Source organism: Actinomadura luzonensis, from assembly GCF_022664455.2.
In the GTDB taxonomy this organism is placed as follows: Bacteria; Actinomycetota; Actinomycetes; order Streptosporangiales; family Streptosporangiaceae; genus Nonomuraea; species Nonomuraea luzonensis.
Genome location: NZ_JAKRKC020000001.1, coordinates 5110081 through 5128551, shown reverse-complemented (window position 1 = coordinate 5128551; position 18471 = coordinate 5110081). Strand labels below are relative to the sequence as shown.

Sequence of the window (18471 nt, the reverse complement as noted above, 5' to 3'; positions counted from 1 at the left end):
ATTGTGCTGTCGAGTATCTGTAATGGACGGCGCTCCTGTCAAAGGATCTCCGCTGATCGAGGAGGGACGCTTGGACGCGGCCGGGACCCTCGAACGCGGCCTGACCGTGCTGCGCGTGCTGGCCGGCGAGCCGGGCCGGCCCATGGCGGCGACCGACCTGGTGCGCGCGACCGGGCTGGCCCGCTCCGCGGTGGACCGGGTGCTCGCCACCTTCGCCCACCTCGGCTACCTGCGCTTCGACGGGCGGCAGGTACGGCTCACGCCCCGGCTGATGGAGCTGGGGGAGGCGTACCTGGCGGGCGGCGGCCTGCGCGACGCGCTGTCCCCGGAGGCCGAGCGGCTGGCCGAGGAGCTGGACGAGTCGGTGTCGCTGGCCGTGCCGGACGGGGAAGGGGTGCGCTTCGTCGCGCAGTTCACCCGGCGGCGCACCATGGCGGTGGCCTTCCGGGTGGGCGACCTGCTGCCCGCCGCCCGGTGCGCGGCCGGGCTCGCGCTGCTGGACCCGGCCGCGCCGTGGGCGGTGGACGACCAGCTCGTGGAGCCGGGGCTGGTGGCCGTCGCGGTGCCCGTGCGTGACCCGTCCGGGACGGCGGTCTGCGCGGTCAGCGTGGTCAGCCACACCAGCCGGCACACCGCGGCCGGGCTGCGCGAGCACGCGCTGCCGCGCCTGCGCGAGACCGTCACCCGCATGGAGGCCGCCCTCTCCGCCCCGCCCGCGACCGCCCCCGCGACCGCCCCCGCGACCGCCCCCGCGACCGCCGCCGCCGGGCCGCCGGCCGGCGCGGAAGAGGACCGTTCGCGGGCCGCCAAGCAGGAGCTGGGCGCCGGCTACCTCCAGTCGCTGGCCCGCGGCCTCGCCGTCCTGGTGGCGCTCGGCCGCCCCGGCGGCGCGACCCTCGCCGACGCCTCCCGCGCGACCGGCCAGCCCCGCGCCACCGTCCGCCGCGCGGTCCAGACCCTGGAACGGCTCGGCTACGCCGCCGCCCGCGGCTCCCGCTTCGTGCTGCTGCCGAAGGTCCTGGAGCTGGGCTACGCCCACCTGTCCGGGCTGCCCTTCCGCGCCGTCGTGCAGCCGCACCTGGCCGACCTGGTGGCCCGGGTGCACGAGTCCGCCTCGGTCGCCGTGCTGTCCGGCGAGGACATCGTCTACCTGGCCCGCGTCCCGACCCGCCGGATCATGAGCGTGGACATCACGGTCGGCACCCGCTTCCCCGCCTACGCCACGTCCATGGGCCGGGTCCTGCTCGCCGCCCTGCCCGAGGAGCGGCTGGACGGCATCGCGGTCAAGCCGCTGTCGCGCCACACGGTCACGGGCACCGCCGAGCTGAAGGCCGCCGTGCGCCGGGCCGCCGCCGACGGGTACGCCCTGGTGGACCAGGAGCTGGAGGAGGGGGTGCGGTCGCTGGCGGTCCCGATCCGCGACGGCTCGGGGCGGGTCGTGGCCGCCGTCAACGTCGCCACGCACGCCAGCCGCGCCACCGCCGCCGCCCTGGTGCGCGACGTCCTGCCCGAGCTGCGGGAGGCGGCCGCCCGGATGGAGGCCGACCTCGCGTTCGTGCACGGCCCCGCCTGGAACGGGGCGCTGCCCGAGGTGGTCAGGCTGGGCCGCTGAGCGCGGGCCTCGCCGGCCCGCTCAGCCGCGCTGGCGGCCGTGCCACCGCTTGTCGGCGACGGCCCAGGCGGTGTCCCAGTGGCGGTAGCGGCGGCGGTCCAGCAGCCACTGCCCGGTCATCAGGCCCATGGCGGCCAGCATGGCCGCCGTCAGCAGCACGAAGACCGTCATGCCCGCGCCGCGGAAACGGATCTCCAAGGGCTTCTTCGGCGGGGTGGCCGGCCGTCCCTGCCCGTCGATCCAGATCCGCACCTGCGTGCCGCTCGCGGCCAGCCCCGGGGCCACCACGTCGCCGGTGCGCGCCACGCCCTCGGGGGTCGTCCACCGGGCCCTGGCCTGCGGCGGCTGCGCGGCCGCCTCGCTGAACGACGCCCTGGCCGCCGGCGCGTCCTCCAGCAGCACCGCCGTCACCTGCTGCCGGCCGCCCGGCCCCACCCGCGTCTCGGCCATCCCCGCCTCGTACGTGGCCAGCCCCGCGAGCACCGCCGGCCACACGCTCAGCAGCACCAGCAGGACCGCCCCCGCCACCAGGGCGGACTCCTGGCGGTCGGAACGGCGGCGCAGGGGATTGCCGTCCAGCCGGTATCTGCGCACGAGCATCATCAGGGAATCGAGAGCCGTCCTCATCGCGCACCTCCTTGAGAACACCAAGGTGCCCCCCAACTGCCCTGATGAGCAGTGCCATAAGCCTCACCCGCGCGGGACCTTCGCCCTTCGCCGGAACTCCGCGGGGACACCGCTCGTTCTCCGGGCGGCAAGCAGTGATCATGAGCAACGATCGTCAACAGGGAGAGCAGAGCCGTGGTCTTCAAACGGATGCTGGGCGCACTCGGCGTCGGGGCGCCCTCGGTGGACACCGTCCTGTCCACGCCGCGCACCCGGCCGGGCGGGACGCTGCAGGGCGAGGTCCGGCTCGAGGGCGGCGACTTCGACGCCGAGATCGAGCACGTCACGCTCGGCCTGGTGGCCCGCGTGGAGATCGAGTACGGCGACTCGGAGGGCGCGCGGGTGGAGGAGTTCGCCCGGCTCCAGGTCTCCGGCCCGTTCACGCTGCGCAAGGGCGAGGACCGCGTGCTGCCCTTCACGATGCCCGTGGCGTGGGAGGCGCCGATCAGCGAGATCGGCGGGCAGCCGCTGCGCGGCATGGTGCTCGGCGTCCGCACCGAGCTGGCCATCGCCAAGGCCGTGGACAAGGGCGACCTCGACCCGTTCGCGGTCGAGCCGCTGCCGTCGCAGCTCCGCATCCTGGAGGCGTTCCTCGACCTCGGCTTCCAGTTCAGGTCCGCCGACCTGGAGGCCGGCCGGCTCGTCGGCGTGGACCAGCGGCTGCCGTTCTACCAGGAGATCGAGTTCTACCCGCCGCCGCAGTACCGCGGCCAGGTCAACGAGGTCGAGGTCACCTTCGTCGCCACCCCCGACGGGCTGACCACCGTCCTGGAGGCCGACAAGCGCACCGGCCGCCACTCCTCCGGCGACGCCATCGACCACTTCACCGTCAGCCACGCCGACGCCCTCCGCACCGACTGGCGGGGCGAGGTCGAGCGCTGGCTCCAGCGCCTGACCCAGTACGGCGGCCACCACGGCGACCCGCACGGGCACTACGGCCACCCCGGACATCACGGCCACCCCGGACATCACGGCCACTGCGACGACGACCACCATCGCGGGGGCGGCATGGGCCTCGGCGCGGTGGCCGCCGCGGGCGCCCTCGGCGTCGCGGGCGGCCTGGTGGCGGGCGAGGTCGTCGAGGAGATCTTCGAGGGCGACGACGGCGGCGGCGACGAGTGGTGACGCCGGGCCGCCGGCCCGGGCGCTGACCCGCCGGCGGGGGTCACGGAGCGAGGCCCGTGACCGCCCGTCCCGTCACTCGCGGCGCCGGACGTACATGCCGGCGGTCAGCGACACGCCGAGCGCCGCCAGCGCGACCTGGATGGCCAGCTCGATCCAGTCGATGCCCCTGGTGTCGGCCACGCCGAGCATCGCCGCGAGCGCGGTGCCGATGAGCGCCGCGACCACGCCGATGACGATGGTGAGCCAGATCGGGATGCGCTGGCGGCCGGGCACGACGAGCCGTCCGAGAGCGCCGATCACGACGCCGATGACGAGGGCCGAGATGATGCCGGTGATTTCCACGGTACGACTCCCGACTAAGAGACGATGAACCGTCATCCCGGCAACGAACGAGCCGGCCTCCAGGTGCCGGAGCCGGGCCGAGTAGGGACGAGTCGGGACGAAGGTCCCGCCTCTGCGTGGCTTTCGCCTCCGTGCCCGCCCGCCGCCCGCTGATGTCCTGGTGGTGAGCTTTCGCACCACTGGACGGAGGAGGCGGCCATGGGGACGCACAGCCACCCGACAGGCACGGCCAAGCCCGGCCCGGAGAAGAAGGCGCCCGCGCCGCCGCCCGAGGAGCCCGCGCCCAAGGGCGGCCGCTGGTTGTGGATCGCCGGGCTGCTGGTCCTGGTCGCCTGGCTGGCCGGGCCGATGCTGCTGGCCGCGCAGGGCGGCGGCGGCGCCCGCGTCCCGTACAGCGACTTCATCGCCCGGGTGGACGCCGGCCAGGTGCAGGCCGTGACGGTGGACGACGCCGGCGCGGCCACCGTGACGCTGCGCGGCGGCGACACCGTCGACACCCAGATCCCCACCGCCCTCGGCGTCGCCGGGCTGGAGAGCCGCCTGGCCGCCCACCGCGTGACGGTCACGGCGACCTCGTCCAGCGGCACGTTCGGGACGCTGCTGATGTCGTTCCTGCCGCTGATCCTCATGGTGGGCGTGTTCTGGTGGCTGATGCGGCGGGGGCAGAACGCGTTCGCCGGCGGGATGGGCGGCTTCGGCCGGTCCCGCGCCAAGATCATCGAAGCGGAGCGGCCCGCCACGCGCTTCGCCGACGTCGCCGGGTACGAGGGCGTCAAGCAGGAGATCGGCGAGGTCGTGGACTTCCTGCGCGCCCCCGAACGCTACGCGGCGGCCGGCGCCAAGCCGCCGCGCGGCGTGATCATGGTGGGCCCGCCCGGCACCGGCAAGACGCTGCTGGCCCGCGCCGTCGCCGGGGAGGCCGAGGTGCCGTTCCTGTCGGTGACCGGGTCGGGGTTCGTGGAGATGTTCGTCGGGGTGGGCGCCTCCCGCGTCCGCGACCTGTTCGACGAGGCCCGCCGCCGCGCTCCCTCGATCGTCTTCATCGACGAGATCGACGCCATCGGCGGGCGCCGCGGCTCGATCGTCACCGGCGGCGGCAACGACGAGCGCGAGCAGACCCTCAACCAGCTCCTCGCCGAGATGGACGGCTTCGACCAGTCCAGCGGCATCGTCGTGCTGGCCGCCACCAACCGCCCGCAGACCCTGGACGCCGCGCTGCTGCGGCCCGGCCGCTTCGACCGGCAGGTCACCGTGCCGCTGCCCACGCAGGGCGAGCGCGCCGCCATCCTCGCCGTGCACGCGGGCGGCAAGCACCTCGCGCCCGAGGTGGACCTCGGCGTGCTGGCCCGCGCCACGCCCGGCTTCTCCGGCGCCGACCTGGCGAACCTGGTCAACGAGGCCGCCATCAACGCCGTCCGCGACGGGCGCACCACGATCACCGTGGCCGACTTCGACGCCGCCCGCGACCGCGTCCTGCTCGGCCGCAGGGAGACCTCGAACGCGCTGCTGCCGCAGGAGCGGCGCGCGGTGGCCGTGCACGAGTCGGGGCACGCGCTCATCGCGGCGCTGTGCGAGCACGCCGACCCGGTCGCCAAGGTCACCATCCTGCCCGCCGGGCTCACCCTCGGCGTCACCGAGCAGCTTCCCGAGGCCGAGCGGCACCTGTACAGCGAGAGCTACCTGCGCGACCTGCTGGCCGTGCGGCTCGGCGGGCGGGCCGCCGAGCTGGTCGTGCTCGGCGAGGGCTCCACCGGCGCGGCCAACGACCTGGCCGGCGCCACCCAGATCGCCACCCGCATGGTGCGCGACTTCGGCCTGTCCGGCCGGCTCGGCCCCGTCGGCTACGGCTCCGACAGCCTCGTCCTGGACGGCGGCGACGACTCGCCGCTCCGCAGGGGGTACTCCGAGCACACCCAGCGCCTCATCGACCAGGAGGTGGCACTGCTGCTGCGCACCGCCGAGCAGCGCGCGGCCGGGCTGCTGCGCGCCCACCGGGCCGCCCTCGACCGGCTGACGGGGCTGCTGATCGAGCAGGAGACGGTGGACGGCGACGCGGTCACGGCGGTGCTCCGGGCCACCAGGACGGAGGCGTTCGAGCCGTTCGAGCCCGCGCCCGCCGCCGCCGGCCTGACGGCCACGGGGGCCTAGGTACGGCGGGGCCCGCAGGGGGAAGAATGCCAACGTCACCCGCCGCGGGAGGGCACATGTCGCAGGGCCGTCAGGCCGCGCACACGCGCAGGCTGATCCGCCGGACGCTGATCGAGCTGGTGGAGGAGAAGGGCTTCGCGGACGTGAGCGTGGCCGACATCGCGCACCGGGCGATGATCGACAGGAGCACGTTCTACCGCCACTACCGCGACAAGGACGACCTGGTCGAGCAGATCTTCAACGAGATCGCCGGCGAGCCCGGCGCGGGCGGCGAGGCGCCCGGCGGCGGCACGCCCGACCGCATCGGCTGGTGGACCGAGATGTTCGAGCACTTCGGCCGGCACGCCGAGCTGTACCGGGCGCTGCTCGGGCCCGGCGGCAGCCCCGTCTTCGCCGCCCGGCTGCGCGAGCGGTGCGCGCAGGTGGCGCGGCGGCGGATGCGGGTCATGAGCGGCCCGGAGGGGGCGGGGGAGCCCGGCGTCCCCGAGGACCTGGTGTTCGTGCTGGCCGCGAACCTCATCGTGGGCACCGCCGCCTGGTGGCTGGACAGCCCGCTGCGGTACACGCCGGGGCAGATGGCGCGGGCGGTGGTGCGGCTGCTCGGCGAGCACCACTTCGAGGTGCTCGGCCTGGGCCGGGAGCTCGCCGTGGAAGGGGACCTCGTCGGCGGCGACTGACATCTCCCGTCGTCCGGCAGGCGGAAGACCTTCGCGCCGGGGCCCCCGTCGCGGAGCCGGGCCTGTTGACACGGCACCCCCCACCCCACGAAACTCTCCCGAAACACCGCAAGGTGCGTACTGTAAACGTTTACGGCTCCCCTCGGAGTGGTCGATGCCCCTGCCTCGCTGGATCGGCGCCGCCGCGCTGACCGCCCTCGCCGCGTTCACCCTCCTCGCCCCGCCCGGCGAGACGGACACGCGCGCGGGCGGCACGCTCACCACCGGCTCGGCGCCCTCGCCGGCCCTCGGCGGCGAGGCCGTCGCCTACACCGCCTACCTCCCCGCCGGCTACGACCGGGGCAAGGACCGCCACCCCGTCCTCTACCTGCTGCACGGCCGCGGCGACACCATGCAGGCGTGGACCCGCGTCAAGACCGTCCTCGACGACCTGATCGGCAGCAGGCGCATCCCGCCGGTCATCGCGATCATGCCGGACGCCCCGTGGAGCGACCGCGGAAGCTGGTACACCGACTCCCGCTACACCGGCTCCGACCTGCCCGGCCGCAAGGTCGAGACCGCGCTCGCGCACGACCTGGTCGGCCACGTCGACGCCACCTACCGCACCGCCCCGATCCGCGAGGCCCGGCTGGTCGGCGGCTACTCGATGGGCGGCGCGGGCGCGCTCCGCCTCGCCCTCGCCCACCAGGACGTCTTCAGCGCCGCCGCCGTGCTCAGCCCCGCCGTCTACACCCCGCTGCCGCCCGGCGACTCCTCCGCCCGCGACTACGGCGCCTTCGGCCAGGGCGCGGAGAAGTTCTCCGACGACGTCTACCGCGAGCTGAACTACCCGGCCCTGCTGCCGGAGCTGGACCCCGACCTGCCGGTGCGGCTGTTCGTGGCCGTCGGCGACGACGAGTACGCCAACCCCGACCCCGCCGACGCCCGCCACGACCTCGACTTCGAGTCCGCCGCCCTCTACAACGCCGCCCGCCGCTCGCCCGCCGTCTCCGCCCAGCTCCGCGTCCTGGACGGCGGCCACGACTGGACGGTCTGGACGCCCGCCTTCGAGCAGGCCATGGCCGAGCTGGGCCCCGGCCTCAGCGTCACCCCGCCGGCCGGCCTGCCCGCCCCGCTGCACGGCACGGCGGCCGGCGACTGGGCCGGCGGCGTCGCCGCCCACGCCGACGGCTCCCGCACGCTCGGCTACGCCGCCGGCGGCCCGGTCGGGGGCCAGCAGCACGCCGGCCGGCTGGACGCCGTCCTCACCCGCACCGGCGCGGGCGGCTGGACCCGGCAGCTCGGCACCGCCGCCGACGAGCGCCTTTACGGCGTCGCGGCGCTGCCCGACGGCGGCGTGCTGGCCGCCGGCCACACCAAGGGCGACCTCGACGGCAGGCACCCGGGCAACGCGGCCGACGACGCGTTCGTGGCCAGACTCGGCCCGGACGGCGCGGTGCGCTGGATCACCCAGTTCGGCGCGCCGGACGCCGCCGACCGCCTCTACGGCCTGGCCGCCGCGCCCGACGGCGGCGCGTACGTCGCCGGCTACACCAAGGGCTCGCTCGACGGCCGCAACGCCGGCGACAAGGACGCCCTGGTCGCCCGCCTCACCCCGGCCGGCGAGCTGGCCTGGCTCCGCCAGTACGGCGGCCCCGGCGAGGACAAGGCGTACGGCGTGGCCGCCGACGCCGCGAACGTCTACGTCGCCGGCAGCGCCACCGCCGCCCTCCCGGGCGCGTCCGCGCTCGGCGGCCTCGACGGCTGGCTCGCCGCGTTCGCCGCGGGCGACGGCGGACGGGCGTGGGCCACGACCGCCGGCGGCGCGGGCGACGACCGGCTGAACGCGGTCACCGTCAGCACCGGCGGCCTCGCGGTCGCCACCGGCGCGGTCGCCGGGGACGCCTACACCGCCGCCTACACCGCCCGCGGCAAGCAGCGCTGGACCCACACCCTCGCCACCCCGGCCGCCGACGAGGGCGCGGCGGTGGTCCCGCTGCCCGGCGGCGAGGTCGAGGTCGCCGGCCACACGCGGGGCCGGGTGGGCGTGCAGGCGGGCGGCGCGGACGTGCTCACCCTCCGCCTCGACGCCAGGGGCAGGCAGCGCGCCGCCGCCCAGTTCGGCACCGCCAGGGACGACGCCGTCGACCCCTTCGCCGAGCCGAACCTGTTCGCCGCCGCCACCCCGTCCGGCCAGGTCCTGGTCACCGGCCTCACCTACGGCGCCCCGCAGGGCGGCGCCGCGCCGGGAAACGGGGACGTCTTCCTCGCCGCCGTCGCCCCGGAGACCGGCCTGCCATCCTGATCAGCCACATTCGTCCCTCCTGCGGGTAAGCGTCCCCTGGCCGCCGGAGTCCTCGCTCGCCCCTCGACGGTCCGCGCATGCTTGGCGGACAGCAGGAGCCGGGGGGCGGAGTCGTGGACTGGATGGCGGCCGCGGGCCTGGGGGCCGTGGGCGGGACGATCGTCGAGATCCTGTACGTGTGGAGCTCGCTGACGGCCTGGCAGCAGGCGCGCAGGAAGGCGCGGGCGCGCCGGCGCGCCCGGCTGCCCCGGCTGGAGGAGTACCTGGACCCGGCCGCGGACACCCTGGTGGCCGCCACCCGGCTGGCGCTGGGGGCCGCTGCCGCGCTGCTGTTCCGCGACCAGATCACCGGGACGATGGCGGCGATCGCCGTCGGCGCCTCCGCGCCGGCGCTGCTCCGCCAGGTCGGCACCCTGCGGACGTTGCGCCCCGTCGCCGAGGAGGCGTCCGCGGTGGCCGAGCCGCGGGAGGCGGCGCGGTGAGAAGCCTGGGGGAGCGGTACTGGCACGCCCTCATCGACACCCGCCCGGTCGAGCCGGCGCCGCCGCTGGACCGGCGCGCCGGGCTGTGGCGGCGCTACTGGGCGTCCCTGCTCGGCCTCCCCCCGTCCCCGCCCGCCGCCGAGGAGCGGCGTCGCGGGGACCGGCGGTGGCCGGCGCTGTTCCTCCGGGCCGGGCTGCTGCCGGTGGCGGTCACCGGGCTCGCGCTCGCCCTCGGCGTCACGGTGCTCCTCCCGCCCGGCCGCCAGGACACCGGCGGCCAGGCCGCCGTCCCCACCGCGTCCAGGGCGGCGTCGGAGGCCGGCCGGAGCGAGGCCACGCAGAGCGCCCGCACGGCGACCCGCCCGGCCCTCGTGCTGGACCTCGTGCTGGACCTCCCGGCACGCGGCCGGAGCCTGTGGCGGATCACCCGCTCCGGCGTCCGCCCGGCCGTCCCCGCCACCGCGGACTTCGCCGTCTCCGGTTCCAGCGTCCGCGTGGATTCCGCCCGCGCCCGGACCGGCGGCTGCCCCGGCCGGGAGCGGCCGGCCGCCGCGCCGGTCACGCCGGGCCGGCCGCTGTGCCTGCGGACCCGCGCGGCCGGCCCGGTCACGACCGTGTTCGGCGTCCCGTCCGGCGGCCGGCTGCGGGTCGCCGTCACCGCGTCCTAGAACGTCACCAGCGGGTCGCCCACGAAGTCGGCGATGAAGTTGACGAAGAAGAAGCCGAAGAACAGGAAGTTCAGCACCAGGATGACGTAGTGCCACGGCCGCGGCCGGGCCGGCCGGGGCAGCCGGCTGTTGAGGTACATGAGCAGGAACGGGTAGATCAGCGCGCCCAGGTTCGACATGTTCGCCGACCACTCCACCAGCCCCACCGGCAGCGACTGGAAGATGATGACCGAGATGACCACCAGCAGCAGGATCATGAACGGGTAGTAGAAGCGCCGCGGGTCGCCCTCGATGAGCGCGCGCAGCCGCGGGCTGGAGGCGTTGGCGGCGTCCGTCGTCACCCGCACCATCGCCTCGAAGATGCCGAGCTGCGTGGAGAACAGGATCAGCACCCCCACCACCAGCGCGACGTAGAACACCACCCGCCCGTACTCGCCGCCGAGCGCGGCCGCGACGAACGTCGGCACGTTCGCGCGCGTCGGCTTCTCGCCCGACAGCGCGACCGCCTGCGCCATGAGGATCGTCGGCAGCAGCATGCCGAGGATCGCGCCGACGAAGAACACGCCCCACATGTCGATCATCAGCAGCCGGTACCAGCGCCGCCACAGCCCCCGGTTGCGTTCGTCGTCGGGGAAGGTGACGCCGCTGGCCAGGACGTTGGTCCGGCCGCCGCGCAGCCCCGCGAGGTAGCCGACGCGGTGGCCCATGCCGTAGCCCTTGTCGCGGTAGTGGCCCATGACGTACCAGTTGAGGCCGGAGGCGAGGGCGGTGAACCCGGCCAGCGCGCCGAGCTGCGTGGCCGTGATGCCGGCGGGCGGCGCGGCCGGGGTGAGGAAGCCGCGGACGCCCTCCCACCACAGGCTGAACGGCACCACGAGCAGGTCCACCGCGATCAGCGCGAGCAGGATCGCGCTGACCATCACCCAGTTGGCCAGCTCCAGCGCCCGGCTGATGCGGCGGGCGCCGGCCGTGATGAGGAAGACCAGCACCAGCAGGGCGACCGCCCACCAGCGCGGCTCGGTGGCGGCCGCGGCCGGGGGCACGCCGTGGATCAGCGCGTACACGCCCTGCCCCGCCGAGGCGGCCCAGCCGCCCGCGATGAACGCGAAGATCACGATGAGCACGGACAGCGGCACCCAGAGCGGCCAGCCCGGCGGCACCCGGCCCCAGCCGACCACCGGCGTCTCGCCGGTCGCGACGACGTAACGCGAGCACTCGACGTTGTAGAAAGTCTGCAGCAGCGCCGACACCACGATCACCCAGCCGACGCCGACGAAGCCGTACTGGCCCACGTTCAGCGGGCCGAGCAGCCACTCGCCGCTGCCGATCGAGATGCCGAGCGCGATCAGGCTGGGCCCGATCGCGTACTTCACGATCTCCTTGAACCCGATCCTGGAGACCTTGAAGACCTCCTCGGGCGTGGGCAAGTCGGTGACCTCGAGATCCGGGCGGCTGACTCCGAGCGGGTGCGTCATCTCACTGCCTCCTGCCGTTCAGGGTGATCCCGTACGAGGGCGGCAGCAAGACCCAACCGGTGGGTTTCGGCGGCAAAGCGACGGGCGGTTCGCGCGTGGCGTTACGCCGCGTTCCAGGATCGACTACGTACAGTGAGTGATGGTTGTCACTCCGTGACTACAGGGAGAGATTGTGAAAGGTAACCTCATAGCCGCCGGCGGGGTTCTCGCCGCCGCTGTCGCGATTGTCGGGCTGGCGGGCCCGGCGAACGCCCACACCGTCTGCGACCTCAGCGTCAACGACAACACCGGCGCACTCGGCATCGACACGAACGGCGTCTACGCCGGCCGTCGCGAGGCCCGCGCCTGCAAGGACAGCGACGACTGGCACGACCACGGCGACTGGGGCAAGGACGACGAGGACTGGTACAAGGAGATCGGCTGGGGCCGTGACCACCAGGGTCACGGCCACGGCTGGGGCGACTCCGGCAACGGCTGGGGCGAGTCGGGCAACGGCTGGCACAACTGGGGCGGGGGCGGCCAGCGCTACCCCGGTCCCTGGCTCGGCCGTTCCTAGCCGTTTCTAGGATCGGCGAGGTCCCGGGGACACGCGAGTGCCCCGGGACCCCCTCCGCTCCCTGACAGTCACGCCCCCTCCTCCACCTCCTCCTGGGCCCGCGGCCGCGCGGGCCCTTTCCGCATGCCCGCGCGCGGCGCCCCGGGCAGGCCGGAGGGACGCCCGGCCGCCCGCCTCGGCGGCGACCGGGCGTGACGCGAACCCGCTGCCGGGCCGCTACCGGTCGACGATCTCGTTCTTGCCGATGACCACGACCCCGCCGCGCGTCAGCGCGAAACGCGTGCGGTCGTACTCCAGGTCGAACCCGATGCGCGCGCCGTCCGGGATCACCACGTTCTTGTCGATGATCGCCTTGCGGACGATCGCGCCCCGCCCGACCTTCACGTTCTCCATCAGCACGGAGTCCTCGACCAGCGAGTGCGAGTGGAGCACCACCTTCGGCGACAGGATCGAGCGCACGGCCGTGCCGCCCGAGACGATCACGCCGGGCGAGACGAGCGAGTCGATGGCCCGGCCCACCCGGTCGCCGTCGTTGTGAACGAACTTGGCCGGCGGCAGCGGGTCGTGCCCGGTGAAGATCGGCCACTTGTCGTTGTAGAGATTGAACACCGGGTGCGCCGAGATGAGGTCCATGTGGGCCTCGTAGTAGGCGTCCAGCGTCCCGACGTCGCGCCAGTAGCCGCGGTCGCGCTCGCTCGACCCGGGCACGATGTTGTTCTTGAAGTCGTAGACGTCGGCGCCGCCCGACTTGACCAGCATCGGGATGATGTTCCCGCCCAGGTCGTGCTTGCTGGTCGGGTCGAGCGCGTCCTCGCGCAGCGCGTCGATCATCGACTGGGTCTTGAACACGTAGTTGCCCATCGAGGCGTACACCTCGTCGGGCGAGTCCGCGAGCCCCACCGCGTCCTTCGGCTTCTCCCTGAACGCGACGATCCTGCGCCCCTCGGGGTCGGTCTCGATGACGCCGAACTGGTCGGCCAGCGACAGCGGCTGCCGGATGGCGGCCACGGTCACGTCCGCGCCGGAGTCCTCGTGCTGCTCGACCATCTGCCGCGGATCCATCCGGTAGATGTGGTCCGCGCCGAACACGATGACGTGGTCGGGCATCTCGTCGTAGATCAGGTTCAGGTTCTGGAACAGCGCGTCGGCCGAGCCGGAGAACCACCGCGGCCCGAGCCGCTGCTGCGCGGGCACGGGCGTCACGTAGTTGCCGAGCATCGCCGACAGCCGCCAGGTACGCGAGACGTGCCGGTCGAGGCTGTGGTTCTTGTACTGGGTCAGCACGACGATCTTCAGGAAGCCGCCGTTCGCCAGGTTGGACAGCACGAAATCTATGAGCCGATATATCCCCCCGAACGGCACCGCCGGTTTCGCCCGATCCGCCGTGAGCGGCATGAGCCTCTTGCCCTCTCCACCTGCCAGCACAACCGCAAGCACCCTCCGGGACCTCATGCCCGAGACGCTACCCTCAAATGGCCGATCTATCGACGAATCCCGGCACGGTGAACTTCCTTTGTGTCCGGATTTGCCGCCTGATGGCCTGGCCGGGGTTACGAACCCTGGGCATGTCGATTGTGTTCCCTATGCTCGCGTTGATCGTAAGGTCGTCCCTATGCGTGTTGATCTGCTCAGCCGGGAGTACCCGCCCGAGGTGTACGGCGGCGCCGGGGTGCACATGGAATACCTCGCCAGAGAGCTGCGCCGGCTGGCCGACGTCCGGGTGCGCTGCTTCGGCGCCGACCGCGACGAGCCGGGCGTGTCCGCCTACCGGGTGCCGGGCGGGCTGGAGCGGGCCAACGCCGCACTCCAGGTGCTCGGCGTGGACCTGGAGATGGCCGCCGCCTGCGAGGGCGCCGACGTCGTGCACTCCCATACCTGGTACGCCAACTTCGCCGGGCATGTCGCGAAGATGCTGCACGGCGTCCCGCACGTGATCACCACGCACAGCCTGGAGCCGCTGCGGCCGTGGAAGGCCGAGCAGCTCGGCGGCGGCTACACGATCTCCTCCTGGGCCGAGCGCACCGCCCTGGCCGCCGCCGACGCCGTCATCGCCGTGTCGGCGGGCATGCGCCGCGACGTGCTGGCCGCCTACCCGGAGATCGCGCCGGAGAAGGTCACCGTCATCCACAACGGCATCGACACCGCCGAGTACGCCCCCGACCCCGGCACCGCCGTCCTCGACAAGCACGGCGTCGACCCCGGCCGCCCGTACGTGATCTTCGTGGGCCGCATCACCCGCCAGAAGGGCCTGGTGCACCTGCTGCACGCGGCCCGCTCGTTCGACCCCGCCGCCCAGCTCGTGCTCTGCGCGGGCGCGCCCGACACCCCCGAGATCGCCGCCGAGGTGAGCGGGCTGGTGCGCGACCTCGACCGCGACGGCGTGCTCTGGATCCAGGAGATGCTGCCCAAGCCCGAGGTCATCCAGCTCCTGACGCACGCCACCGTGTTCGTGTGCCCGTCGGTGTACGAGCCCATGGGCATCGTCAACCTGGAGGCGATGGCCTGCGAGACGGCCGTGGTCGCGACCGCCACCGGCGGCATCCCCGAGGTCGTCGCCGACGGCGAGACCGGCCTGCTCGTGCCCGTCGAACAGGACCGCGACGGCACCCCGCACGACCCCGAGCGCTTCGCCGCCGACCTCGCCGAGCGGGTCAACGCGCTGCTCGGCGACCCCGGCCGGGCCAGGGCCATGGGGCTTGCCGGACGGGCGCGGGCGGTCGAGCACTTCTCCTGGGAGCGCATCGCCCACCGCACCGCGGACCTGTACGCCAAGCTGTGAACCGCGCCCGGCGGGGCGGACCCCGCCGGGGCGGCGGATCACTGCGTCCGTTCGAGCACCACGACGGGGATCTCCCGGTCCGTCTTCTGCTGGTACTCGTCGTACTGGGGCCAGGTCGCCGCCATGACCCGCCACATGTCGGGCTTCTCCTCCGGCCGGGCCGTGCGCGCCCTGGCCTTGAACTTGTCGTCCTTGACCTGCACCTCGACCTCAGGCTCGGCCATGAGGTTCTTGTACCACTGGGGGTCGTCGGGCGCGCCGCCGTAGGAGGCGACGATCACGTAGTCGTCGCCGTACCGCTGGTAGATCAGCGGCGTGGTGTAGGGCTGCCCCGAGCTGCGGCCCTTCGTGGTCAGCAGGAGGACGGTGGTGTTGTTCCAGTCGTGGCCCTCCGCCCCGCCGGTCTCCTGATAACGCTTGACGTGTTCCTTGCCATAGAGCATGCCCGCGACCTACCCACCAGCGGCGCACCTGCACCGTCGCCCCGCCGGTCTGTACGAAGAGTTGGCCGCCTTCGTGACAGCCGTCACCGCCGCCGCCATGACCCACGTCACGGCCGCCGTCATGATCGACTGGCCCGGCCGCTCGGCTGTACGCGGGCGCGCGCCGGTGAGAGCCTGTGCCCATGACCGATCCGGCCGGGGCGCTGGCCGCCCGCATCGAGCGCTTCGAGCAGGCCGCGGACCCCGAGCTGATCTGGGATCCCGAGGCGCTGGCCGAGGCCGAACGGGCGATGCGGGCCTGCGCCGGCGACCGCACCGACGCGGCCACCTGGCGGCTGATCGGCCTGCTCCACCTGGCCCGCTACCGGCTCGACCCGCGCACCAACCAGGACGCGGCCGTCGCCGGCGCGTTCTTCGCCGCCGTGGCCGTGCTCGACCCGGGACGGCTGCCGGAGAAGCTGCGCGGGGCGCGCGTCCCGCCCGGCGACACGGCCGCCACCTGGGCGGGGCTGGTCGAGGAGGTGTTCCGGCACGTCGACCCGGGAGCGTACCGGCATGTGGGGCTCCTGATCCACGCCCTCGTCGGGCGCGCCGTGGCCCGGCCCGCCGCCGAGGCCGCCGAACGGCTCGGCGAGCTGCTGCTGCAGCAGGCCGCCCGCTCCGCCGACCCGTCCTGGGCGCCGGGCGCGCTGGCGCTGCTCGGCGACGGGCTGGTGCGGCTGTTCGGGCAGACGGGCGAGCGGGAGCTCATCGACGACGCCGTGCACGTGCTGTTCCGGGCCGCGCTGGGGGCGCCGGGGGAGCCCGCCCACCTGGCGGAGCTGGCCGCGGCCCTCGCCCTGGCCGTGCCCGACGAGGAGGAGCTGGTGCGGGCGTACCTGACGGCCGCCGAGTCCGAGCCGGGCTCGCGCGACCGCTCGCGGGCGCTGCTCACGCTCGTCGAGCTGGCCCAGGCCCGGGCCGCCCGCTCCAGCCTGGACGACGACCTGCTCGCCTTCATCCGGGTGGGGCAGTGCGCGCTGGACTTCTGGCACGAGGAGTGGGCGCATCCCGGGGTGCTGGGGCCGTACGCGGCGGGGCTGGTCGAATGGTACGTGGTCACGGGGGACGAGCGGTCGCTGGAGGCCGGCCACGAAATGCTCCAAGCCCTCGGCCTCCCCACCACCCCCGCCACCCCCACCACCCCCGCGACCCCCGGGACCCCTGCCACCCCGGCGACCGCTGCCACTCCGGCCACGGCCGCCACTCCGGCCACGGCCGCCACCCCGGCCACGGCCGCCACCTCGGCCACGGCCGCCGCCCCCGCCCGCGCGTCCGAACCCGCCGGTTTCCTCGCCGCTGACCTCGCCGCGGGCGACGACCCCGCGGCCGTCGTCCCGGCCGCCGCCCTCCCCGACGACCCCAGCACCCCGCCCACCTCCGATCCCGGAACCGCCTCCGATCCCGGAACCACCTCCGATCACGGGACCACCCCTGATCCTGGGACCGCCTCCGATCCCGGGACCGCCTTCGATCTTGGGGCCACCACCTCCGGCCCCGGCACGACCCCGCCGCCGCCCACCACCTCCGGCCCCGGAGCTATCCCGCCGCCCGCCGCCACCCACCCCCGCCCCTTTCACGACCCCTCGCCTCCAGCCCCCCGGGCCGCCTTCGGCGGTCTCGCCGCCGGGTGGGGCGGCAGCCGCGTCACCTACGACCTGGCCCGCCGGCTCGCCGCCGACCCGCACGCCCGCCTGGCCCTGCTCGGCGAACGCCGCTGGCACCGCTACGAGACGACCGGCGACCAGCCCGACCTGGACGTCGCCCTGGAAACCCTCCGCGAGGCCGCCCGCACGATCCCCTCCGGCCACCCCGACCGCCCGCGCCTCCTGTCCGACCTCGCCACCGCCCTCCTCGAACACACCCTGACGACCGGCGGCGACCCGTCCGCCCCCGTGACGGCCGCCCGCACCGCCCTCGCCGCCCACCCAGCGGACGACCCGGCCCGTCCCGACGTCCTGCTCCTCCTCGCCCGGGCGCTCCGCCTCCGCCTCACCCCGCCCGCCGCCGCCGAGGCGATCACCGCCCTGCGCGAGGCCCTGGACACCGGCGACCGCCTGACCTCCCGCCTGGAGGCGTACACGCTGCTGTCCGAGCTGCTCCGCGAGCGCGCCACCCACCTCCAGGACGACGCCGCCTCCCAGGACTACGCCGCGCCCACCGCCGGGCCCACCGCCGGGCCCACCGCCGGGCCCACCGCCGGGCCCACCGCCGGGCCCACCGCCGGGCCCACCGCCGGGCCCACCGCCGGGCGCCGCGCGGAAGACCTCGACGGCGCCGTCCTGGCCGCCCGCCAGGCCACCGAGCTGGCCGTCAAGGGCTCCCGCGACCCGGCCTCCGCGCAGCGGCTGCTGGCCCGCGCGCTGCTCGCCCGCTTCTCCCTGCTCGGCGACCCGCGCGACCTCGGCGAGTCCCTGGCGCTGGCGCGGGACGGCGACCCCGACCTGCTGGCCCAGCTCGACGCCCTCCTCACCGACCCGGCCGCCCTGCCCGTCGACGAGCACCTGGCCCGGGCCGCCACCGACCTGGCCCTGCATACGTCCGACGAGCCCTTGACCCTGAGACTCCTCCGCTACGCCGAACGCCACCACGCCGCCCGGCCCGCCACCGGGCGGGAGCCGGCCGGCGGCCGGGGGGCGTTCCTGCTCGACACCGCGCTCCAGCTCACCGGCCTGGGCCGCCGCCACACCGCCGACCTGGTCCTGACCCGCGCCGCGGCCGCGTTCGACGAGGAGGGCGACCGCGCCCGCACCGCCCACGCCCTGGCCACCCAGGGCTTCAACCACGACCACCTGAACGACCTCACCCGCGCCGCCGAGGCGTTCGACCGCGCCGCGGCCGTCCACCGCACGCTCGGCGACCCCGGCGCCGAGGCGGAGCAGCTCGGCCACCTCGGCGATGTGCTCCTGCGCGCGGGCGACCCGGCCGCCGCCGTCGAGCAGCACCTGCGGGCCGCCGCCCTGTGCGCGGGCGCCGGTCTGGCCGCCGCCGAGGCCGCCCACCAGGTACGCGCCGCCGACGCCTACCTCGCCGCCCACGACCCCGCGGCCGCGCTGTCCTGCGCGGCCCGGGCCCGCGAGCTGTACGCGACGCTGGGGGAGCCGCGGGAAGCGGCCCTGGTGCTGGTCCCGGCCGCCCGCGCCGCCGTCGACCAGGGCGACCTCGCCGCGTCCCT

Annotated in this window: 15 protein-coding genes; 9 read left to right on the top strand and 6 right to left on the bottom strand. The window is 75.0% G+C overall.

Going from position 1 to position 18471, the window contains the following annotated elements:
• Window positions 1-70 precede the first annotated feature (70 nt).
• On the top strand, window positions 71-1612 hold the full coding sequence (locus MF672_RS51825; RefSeq protein ID WP_308210513.1) for an IclR family transcriptional regulator domain-containing protein: 1542 nt from the start codon (window positions 71-73) through the stop codon (window positions 1610-1612).
• A gap of 21 nt (window positions 1613-1633) precedes the next feature.
• Here MF672_RS51825 and MF672_RS24405 read toward each other — a convergent pair whose 3' ends face one another.
• On the bottom strand, window positions 1634-2239 hold the full coding sequence (locus tag MF672_RS24405; protein ID WP_242383683.1) for an Rv1733c family protein: 606 nt from the start codon (window positions 2237-2239) through the stop codon (window positions 1634-1636).
• Window positions 2240-2413: 174 nt separating this feature from the next.
• Between MF672_RS24405 and MF672_RS24400 the strand changes: the two genes are divergently transcribed.
• Window positions 2414-3403 carry a sporulation protein gene (locus MF672_RS24400; protein WP_242383684.1) on the top strand — a complete coding sequence of 330 codons (990 nt, stop codon included), beginning with the start codon at window positions 2414-2416 and terminating at the stop codon, window positions 3401-3403.
• A 72-nt stretch (window positions 3404-3475) separates the two neighbouring features.
• Here the strand turns inward: MF672_RS24400 and MF672_RS24395 are convergent, their stop codons facing one another.
• Window positions 3476-3745, bottom strand: coding sequence for a GlsB/YeaQ/YmgE family stress response membrane protein (locus MF672_RS24395; protein ID WP_242383685.1), 270 nt, complete (start codon window positions 3743-3745; stop codon window positions 3476-3478).
• Window positions 3746-3943: 198 nt separating this feature from the next.
• Between MF672_RS24395 and ftsH the strand changes: the two genes are divergently transcribed.
• The 5 genes from ftsH to MF672_RS24370 all read left to right on the top strand — a co-directional run bounded on the left by ftsH (window position 3944) and on the right by MF672_RS24370 (window position 10004).
• Window positions 3944-5893, top strand: coding sequence for an ATP-dependent zinc metalloprotease FtsH (ftsH, locus tag MF672_RS24390; protein ID WP_242383686.1), 1950 nt, complete (start codon window positions 3944-3946; stop codon window positions 5891-5893).
• A 56-nt stretch (window positions 5894-5949) separates the two neighbouring features.
• Complete coding sequence (locus MF672_RS24385; RefSeq protein WP_242383687.1) at window positions 5950-6570, top strand: TetR/AcrR family transcriptional regulator; 621 nt, start codon at window positions 5950-5952, stop codon at window positions 6568-6570.
• Window positions 6571-6724: 154 nt separating this feature from the next.
• A complete protein-coding gene (locus MF672_RS24380) occupies window positions 6725-8854 on the top strand; it encodes an alpha/beta hydrolase-fold protein (RefSeq protein WP_247815405.1) in 2130 nt (709 codons plus the stop codon).
• A gap of 77 nt (window positions 8855-8931) precedes the next feature.
• Window positions 8932-9336: a hypothetical protein gene (locus tag MF672_RS24375; RefSeq protein ID WP_242383456.1), complete on the top strand. Its 405-nt coding sequence runs from the start codon at window positions 8932-8934 to the stop codon at window positions 9334-9336.
• Window positions 9333-10004, top strand: a complete 672-nt coding sequence (locus MF672_RS24370) for a hypothetical protein (protein ID WP_242383455.1) — start codon at window positions 9333-9335, stop codon at window positions 10002-10004. Before MF672_RS24375 ends, MF672_RS24370 begins: the two co-directional genes overlap by 4 nt.
• On the opposite strand, the gene MF672_RS24365 is transcribed toward MF672_RS24370, so the two are convergent.
• The gene (locus MF672_RS24365) at window positions 10001-11479 is read right to left on the bottom strand and encodes an Nramp family divalent metal transporter (protein ID WP_242383454.1); all 1479 of its coding nucleotides are present in this window, start codon (window positions 11477-11479) and stop codon (window positions 10001-10003) included. The two genes, MF672_RS24370 and MF672_RS24365, sit on opposite strands and share 4 nt — an antisense overlap.
• A gap of 172 nt (window positions 11480-11651) precedes the next feature.
• Here MF672_RS24365 and MF672_RS24360 point away from each other — a divergent pair, with 172 nt between their 5' ends.
• Window positions 11652-12035, top strand: a complete 384-nt coding sequence (locus MF672_RS24360; protein ID WP_242383453.1) for a hypothetical protein — start codon at window positions 11652-11654, stop codon at window positions 12033-12035.
• A 216-nt stretch (window positions 12036-12251) separates the two neighbouring features.
• Here MF672_RS24360 and glgC read toward each other — a convergent pair whose 3' ends face one another.
• The gene (gene glgC, locus MF672_RS24355; protein WP_302893259.1) at window positions 12252-13487 is read right to left on the bottom strand and encodes a glucose-1-phosphate adenylyltransferase; all 1236 of its coding nucleotides are present in this window, start codon (window positions 13485-13487) and stop codon (window positions 12252-12254) included.
• A gap of 160 nt (window positions 13488-13647) precedes the next feature.
• Between glgC and glgA the strand changes: the two genes are divergently transcribed.
• Complete coding sequence (gene glgA / locus MF672_RS24350; protein ID WP_247815404.1) at window positions 13648-14814, top strand: glycogen synthase; 1167 nt, start codon at window positions 13648-13650, stop codon at window positions 14812-14814.
• Between the two features lie 38 nt (window positions 14815-14852).
• Here glgA and MF672_RS24345 read toward each other — a convergent pair whose 3' ends face one another.
• Complete coding sequence (locus tag MF672_RS24345; RefSeq protein ID WP_242383450.1) at window positions 14853-15257, bottom strand: nitroreductase family deazaflavin-dependent oxidoreductase; 405 nt, start codon at window positions 15255-15257, stop codon at window positions 14853-14855.
• 119 nt (window positions 15258-15376) lie between these two features.
• Entirely contained in the window at window positions 15377-18334 is a 2958-nt protein-coding gene (locus MF672_RS51475) for a hypothetical protein (protein ID WP_302893258.1), read from the bottom strand.
• Between the last annotated feature and the right edge of the window lie 137 nt (window positions 18335-18471).

Bases quoted from the DNA above. Each gene is read 5' to 3' on its own strand.
- MF672_RS24380 (WP_247815405.1), top strand. From the start codon at position 6,725: ATGCCCCTGCCTCGCTGGATCGGCGCCGCCGCGCTGACCGCCCTCGCC.
- MF672_RS24375 (WP_242383456.1), top strand. From the start codon at position 8,932: ATGCTTGGCGGACAGCAGGAGCCGGGGGGCGGAGTCGTGGACTGGATG.
- MF672_RS24385 (WP_242383687.1), top strand. From the start codon at position 5,950: ATGTCGCAGGGCCGTCAGGCCGCGCACACGCGCAGGCTGATCCGCCGG.
- glgC (WP_302893259.1), bottom strand. From the start codon at position 13,487: ATGAGGTCCCGGAGGGTGCTTGCGGTTGTGCTGGCAGGTGGAGAGGGC.
- MF672_RS24345 (WP_242383450.1), bottom strand. From the start codon at position 15,257: ATGCTCTATGGCAAGGAACACGTCAAGCGTTATCAGGAGACCGGCGGG.
- MF672_RS24365 (WP_242383454.1), bottom strand. From the start codon at position 11,479: ATGACGCACCCGCTCGGAGTCAGCCGCCCGGATCTCGAGGTCACCGAC.
- MF672_RS24405 (WP_242383683.1), bottom strand. From the start codon at position 2,239: ATGAGGACGGCTCTCGATTCCCTGATGATGCTCGTGCGCAGATACCGG.
- glgA (WP_247815404.1), top strand. From the start codon at position 13,648: ATGCGTGTTGATCTGCTCAGCCGGGAGTACCCGCCCGAGGTGTACGGC.
- ftsH (WP_242383686.1), top strand. From the start codon at position 3,944: ATGGGGACGCACAGCCACCCGACAGGCACGGCCAAGCCCGGCCCGGAG.